Consider the following 4,639-nt stretch of genomic DNA (forward strand, 5'->3'; position numbering starts at 1 on the left):
GGTGTGATTCAGATTAGTTTATTGAACAATATGTTATTAATTAGTAGAATGAGGATAGTTTAAATATAAAGGGATAGGTGATTGAACTTATGGACATGAATTTCGATTTATACATGAACGGTGTTGTAGAACAAGCAAGGAATGAAATTGAATCTGCGGGATATGAGCAATTAACTACTGCAGAAGATGTTGACAAAGTTCTTAAACAAGATGGTACAACACTAGTTATGATCAATTCTGTATGTGGTTGTGCAGGTGGTATCGCAAGACCAGCAGCATCACATGCTTTACATTATGACGTATTACCTGATCGTCTAGTGACAGTATTTGCTGGACAAGATAAAGAAGCGACACAAAGAGCGCGTGAATACTTCGAAGGTTATGCGCCTTCAAGTCCGTCATTTGCATTAGTAAAAGATGGAAAGATTACAGAAATGATTGAAAGACATCAAATCGAAGGTCATGATGTGATGAACGTAATTAATCAATTACAAACATTATTCAATAAATATTGTGAAGAAAGATAAGAGGCGCTAACCCATGTTAAAGTTAAATCCTTACAAGATTGGATTTAGAACAATAAAAACAGCAGTGGGTATGACTTTAGGTGTAATTATTAGTAAGCTGTTAGGTTTAGATAATTATGCTTCAAGCGCCATATTAGTCGTATTATGTATTAAACATACAAAAGTACATTCGCTACAAGCGATTATTTCAAGATTAGTATCATGTTTTTTAGTATTGTTTTTAGGTTCAGCAATATTTAGTTTATTAGGTCAGAGTCCAATTGTACTCGGTATTATCGTATTGTTATTTATACCATTAACTGTCGTATTAAAAGTACAAGAAGGTGTCATTACGAGTTGCGTTATATTACTTCATGTTTTTAATGCAAAATCAATTGATGCACATTTAATTGTTAATGAAACATTATTACTGTTAATTGGACTGAGCATTGCATTTACAATGAATTTAATGATGCCAAGTTTAGACAAACAACTAGACGAATACAAATGTAAAATTGAGCAACAAATTGCTGATATTTTTAGTAAATATAGTTATATTTGTGAAAAATATGAAGATACCATTGCGATTGAATTTGAAGTGTTACTTTTAAATATTAAAAAGGCGAAGTCTATCGCGTTCCGAGATGTTAAAAATCATTTTGTTAGAAACGAAAATTCATACTATCATTATTTTGATATGCGAGAAGAGCAAGTGGAATTGTTAATGAGAATGAAACCGCTCATCGAAAGTATCTGTCATAAAGATCCACTTTTAAATGATGTTGCGTCACTGCTGAAAGAAATTGGTCTAAATGTGAATAGTAATGACTATACAGCAATGCGTTTACACAATTTGTATGAGACGCGTTTGAAATTGGATGAACTTCCATTGCCAACAACACACAAAGCGCTTAACTCGAGAGCAAGTATTATTCAAATATTAAATGAATTAGAAGAATATTTACAAATCAAATCGCAATTTGGTTCATTGAAAATGCATAGTGAAGTAGCTTAAAAAATAATCCATCCGTATGACCCATGTTTGAAAGTAATCGTTGCAATACGATAACTTATTAATACATGCGTTTATAACGGATGGATTTTTAATTGTATGATTTTGTATAGGTAGTTGAGATATAGTTTATAAAATTGGAATGATACTCGTTAATAACAATGCTAATACAACTGATACAAGCATAACGATAATGATAATTCTTAAAACTTTATTTTGCATTTTGTGTGCCTCCAAATGAATAACCTTTGTATTAATAATTACGACATAAGATATAAAACTTTTAACTTGAGACGATATAACTAGCAATCATCATTAAGGAATATAATAAAAAACATGAGTAAGTTTGCTTATGTCATTTTCCTCATTATACGATATCTTTGAAAAATCAATCAATATATTTTTGACAAAGCTTAGTTTGAGTTACAATAAATATATATAATAAATTGAAAATAATATGACACAATTTACAAGCCTGATAAATCTGTGTAACATCAATTACTGTAACATTTTATTTCATCAATTTTTACCGTTTGGCGTACATGAAAATTTTGATAAAAGGGGTTCCATTATGATTAATGAGCAAAGATTACTTAATACGTTTTTTGAACTTGTACAAATCGATTCTGAGACAGGGAATGAATCAACAATCCAACCTATTTTAAAAGAAAAATTCATAGCATTAGGGTTAGATGTTAAAGAAGATGAAGCGGCTAAACATCCTAAATTAGGTGCCAATAATCTAGTGTGTACAATGAATAGTACTATCGAAGAAGGCGAAGTACCTAAATTATATTTGACGAGCCATATGGATACTGTTGTACCCGCAATTAATGTAAAGCCAATTGTAAAAGATGACGGCTACATATACTCTGATGGTACGACTATTCTAGGTGCAGATGATAAAGCAGGATTAGCAGCGATGCTTGAAGTTTTGCAAGTGATAAAGGAACAACAAATCCCACATGGACAAATTCAATTTGTGATTACTGTTGGGGAAGAATCAGGTTTAATTGGTGCTAAAGAATTAAATTCAGAGTTGTTGGACGCGGACTTTGGTTATGCTATTGATGCAAGTGCTGATGTCGGTACTACGGTTGTAGGTGCACCGACGCAAATGTTAATTTCAGCTAAAATTATTGGCAAAACAGCTCATGCAAGTACGCCAAAAGAGGGTGTTAGTGCTATTAATATTGCGGCTAAAGCAATTAGTCGAATGAAATTAGGACAAGTTGATGAAATAACTACTGCCAATATTGGTAAGTTTCATGGCGGTTCAGCTACGAATATTGTTGCAGATGAAGTCATTTTAGAAGCAGAGGCACGTTCTCACGATCCAGAAAGAATAAAAACACAAGTCAAACATATGACTGATGTGTTTGAAACTACTGCATCAGAATTAGGTGGGAAAGCAGAATTTACAGTGGAGCAAAGTTATCCAGGATTTAAAATTAATGATAATGAAGCGGTTGTTAAAATTGCACAAGAAAGTGCTCGTAATTTAGGATTATCTGCAAATACAATTATTTCTGGTGGCGGTTCAGACGGCAGTATTATTAATACATTTGGTATTCCTTCAGTCATTTTAGGAGTGGGTTATGAAAAAATCCATACAACAAATGAGAGAATGCCGATTAAATCATTGAACTTGCTTGCAAGTCAAGTGTTAGAAATAATCAAAATAGTTGCGCGACAATCGAAATGATTTAGTGTAGTGTATGTCTATTTTGTGATACAATACTAATGAAAAATCAACAAGTGAGGTAAGTAATATGACACAACAAATTGGAGTTATTGGTTTAGCCGTTATGGGTAAAAACCTAGCTTGGAATATTGAATCACGCGGATATAGTGTATCTGTATTTAACCGCTCAAGTGAAAAAACTGATTTAATGGTTGAAGAATCAAAAGGGAAAAATATTCATCCAACGTATTCATTGGAAGAATTTGTTAATTCTTTAGAAAAACCACGTAAAATTTTATTAATGGTTCAAGCAGGTAAAGCTACGGATGCAACAATTGATAGTTTGTTACCTTTATTAGATGATGGAGATATTTTAATTGATGGTGGTAATACAAACTATCAAGATACTATCAGACGTAATAAAGCATTAGCACAAAGTGCAATCAACTTTATTGGTATGGGCGTTTCTGGTGGTGAAATTGGAGCGTTAACTGGTCCGTCATTAATGCCGGGTGGACAAGAAGAAGCTTATAACAAAGTTGCAGATATTCTTGATGCAATTGCTGCAAAGGCAAAAGACGGTGCTTCATGTGTTACTTATATTGGACCAAATGGTGCTGGACACTATGTGAAAATGGTACATAATGGTATTGAATATGCTGACATGCAATTAATTGCAGAAAGTTATGCTATGATGAAAGAATTATTAGGTATGTCTCATGAAGACATTGCTCAAACGTTCAAAGACTGGAATGCTGGTGAATTAGAAAGTTATTTAATTGAAATCACTGGTGATATTTTCATGAAATTAGATGAAAATAAAGAAGCATTAGTTGAAAAAATTCTTGATACTGCAGGTCAAAAAGGTACAGGAAAATGGACTTCAATTAATGCATTAGAATTAGGTATTCCATTAACAATCATTACTGAATCTGTATTTGCACGTTTTATCTCTTCAATCAAAGAAGAGCGCGTAAATGCTTCTAAAGAATTAAATGGTCCAAAAGCATCATTTGATGGTGACAAGAAAGACTTTTTAGAAAAAATTCGTAAAGCATTATATATGAGTAAAATTTGTTCTTATGCACAAGGTTTCGCGCAAATGCGTAAAGCAAGTGAAGATAATGAATGGAATTTAAAACTTGGTGATTTAGCTATGATTTGGAGAGAAGGTTGCATTATACGTGCACAATTCTTACAAAAGATCAAAGATGCTTACGATAATAATCCAGGATTACAAAACTTATTGCTAGATCCTTACTTTAAAAACATCGTTACTGAATATCAAGATGCGTTACGTGATGTTGTCGCAACTGGTGTTCAAAATGGTGTACCAACACCTGGTTTCTCATCAAGTATTAATTACTATGATAGTTACCGTGCAGCTGATTTACCTGCAAACTTAATTCAAGCACAACGTGACTACTTCGGTGCTCA

5 protein-coding genes are annotated in these 4,639 nt (G+C 32.7%); 4 read left to right on the forward strand and 1 reads right to left on the reverse strand.

What is annotated here, in order from left to right:
- The first annotated feature begins 89 nt into the window (after nucleotides 1-89).
- Both brxB and IDG60_RS06945 read left to right on the forward strand, forming a co-directional pair.
- Nucleotides 90-527 (forward strand): bacilliredoxin BrxB, encoded by a 438-nt coding sequence (gene brxB, locus IDG60_RS06940; RefSeq protein ID WP_000367419.1) that lies wholly within the window; start codon nucleotides 90-92, stop codon nucleotides 525-527.
- A 13-nt stretch (nucleotides 528-540) separates the two neighbouring features.
- Nucleotides 541-1,521 (forward strand): aromatic acid exporter family protein, encoded by a 981-nt coding sequence (locus IDG60_RS06945; protein WP_000916195.1) that lies wholly within the window; start codon nucleotides 541-543, stop codon nucleotides 1,519-1,521.
- A gap of 126 nt (nucleotides 1,522-1,647) precedes the next feature.
- Here the strand turns inward: IDG60_RS06945 and prli42 are convergent, their stop codons facing one another.
- The gene (gene prli42 / locus IDG60_RS06950; RefSeq protein ID WP_001789875.1) at nucleotides 1,648-1,827 is read right to left on the reverse strand and encodes a stressosome-associated protein Prli42; all 180 of its coding nucleotides are present in this window, start codon (nucleotides 1,825-1,827) and stop codon (nucleotides 1,648-1,650) included.
- 262 nt (nucleotides 1,828-2,089) lie between these two features.
- On the opposite strand from prli42, the gene IDG60_RS06955 reads away from it, so the two are divergent.
- Both IDG60_RS06955 and gndA read left to right on the forward strand, forming a co-directional pair.
- Nucleotides 2,090-3,223, forward strand: a complete 1,134-nt coding sequence (locus IDG60_RS06955) for a tripeptidase T (protein WP_206160572.1) — start codon at nucleotides 2,090-2,092, stop codon at nucleotides 3,221-3,223.
- Between the two features lie 67 nt (nucleotides 3,224-3,290).
- Nucleotides 3,291-4,639: NADP-dependent phosphogluconate dehydrogenase (gene gndA, locus IDG60_RS06960; RefSeq protein WP_206160573.1), on the forward strand; the 1,349-nt coding region annotated here is incomplete at its 3' end.

Source organism: Staphylococcus sp. EG-SA-2, from assembly GCF_017152085.1.